The sequence below is a fragment of the Pseudanabaena sp. CCNP1317 genome (assembly GCF_034931345.1).
Taxonomy (GTDB): domain Bacteria; phylum Cyanobacteriota; class Cyanobacteriia; order Pseudanabaenales; family Pseudanabaenaceae; genus Pseudanabaena; species Pseudanabaena galeata.
Window position 1 is genome coordinate 1 of sequence record NZ_JAYGIF010000177.1, and the last position, 1,615, is coordinate 1,615.

The 1,615-nt window shown below is 42.8% G+C and carries 2 protein-coding genes; both read right to left on the minus strand.

The window, feature by feature from the left end:
* A partial coding sequence (locus VB775_RS26225; RefSeq protein ID WP_323217172.1) for a DUF6744 family protein occupies positions 1 to 866 on the minus strand: 866 nt, incomplete at its 3' end.
* A gap of 213 nt (positions 867 to 1,079) precedes the next feature.
* Positions 1,080 to 1,615 (minus strand): hypothetical protein (locus VB775_RS26230; protein WP_323217174.1); only part of this gene is annotated, 536 nt, incomplete at its 5' end.

Here is a 1,615-nt window from a genome sequence, read left to right on the forward strand (position 1 = left end):
GCAAGTTTATCGGTCAGAGTGTCAGAGCGGAATTGTAATAGCTCTGAGAGCATCTTGGTTTTGTCTTCTACTTCCCGATATACTCGTAGTTGGTTTTGCAGGGTGCTGCCTTTGGTTTCTGATGCTTTCTGCGGATCTAGCAGGTCGTCTAGGTAGCCTGACATGGCCTGTACTTCTTTTTCTAGGGATTGCCTCGCGATGATGTCCATGTCGCCGATTCCTGCGATCGGCATCCAGCGCATATAGTTCTCCCTATGGATTAGGGGTAGCAATTCCCGAAAGGCTTTCAGTTCTGTCCTAAACCGACGGGCGACAAAGTATGTGCCGCCTTTTTCTCGAAATGGAACTCCAGACTTTTTGACAAATTCAGTCAGCATGGCGCGGATTTCTTTGCTGGTGATCTCTTGACTCCATGCATACCATTTGTCAAAGGTGGCTTTGGCAATTGTAATCAGTGATTCATATTCGCTACTCCAGTCTTCTTGTTTCCAATTGATTGACTCGTTGCTTTTGTCAAAACTATAGGATGCGAGTTGGCTATAGCGGAGCTTTTTGTCTTTTTCGTTCTTGTTCTCTAGGACAAATCCATAAACCAGTACGCCATTATTCGAGATTTGACGAATTAACAGATCGTGACTGGTGAGTTGGGGTTGAGTTTTGGAACGGGCATGTTTGAATGCGCTCAGTTTGTTGGGACTTTCAGGCAAATAGCCAAAGTCTAGGTTGACTTGTTGGGCTGCTTGCTTCAGTGTTTGTTCACTCAGTCGAGTTTCGGCACAAATTGACCATGCAATCAAGTCTCCTAAGTACTCGGCTCCTTTGTCGATCAAGGCTTGCTGCGTAGCAATCATTGCTGTTGTATTCATTGTTTTAAATTTTGGCTGTTAGCTGTTAGCTGTTAGCTGTTAGCTGTTAGCTGTTAGCTGTTGGCTTTTGGTTATTGGTTGGTTTTATTGAATGTTGATTGGCTAAAAGCTAAAAGCTAAAAGCTAAAAGCTAATCGCTAATTTATTTCCATAAAAAAGTAGCCTCCCGATTGAAATCAGGAGGCTTTTGGGTGGTTAGAATCGTTGCAAGTTTTAGGTGGGTGAATCCACGGCAAACTCGTCTTGCAGCCTTGATTTATTGGCTTCGTAAGCTTGTTTTGCGGTTAGAAATGGATGGGCGATTACATAGGAGCTAAATCCGCCATCGGAACGGATGAAACATACTACTACTTGCTTTTCTGGCTTATATTCGTTGATTTGCCTCTTTTCTTCTCCTTGAAAGGGATTTGGATAGCCTGATTCTGTAGCTATTCTCTTGACAGTGGCGAGACTCAGATAGCTACCATAGCTCTCCGAGTTTAGCCAACGTTGATAGGGATTTATGCCAATTTGTGATGCTTTGGATAGGCTTACGTCAATGACGATTGCTCCTCTTCCTTCACTTTCGTAGCCATTCCATGCTACGGCTAGCATTAATTCTAGGTTTACTCGAATAAATTCTACATGGCTCTGCCTTGATTCACTTCCAGTTGGTAAATCTGACAGATTGTATTTCAAGCTCATTGGTTCAATCCTTTTCCTCAATTTAATTTTCATTAAAACTCCTGCTAAGGAATTTTGACAAGCTT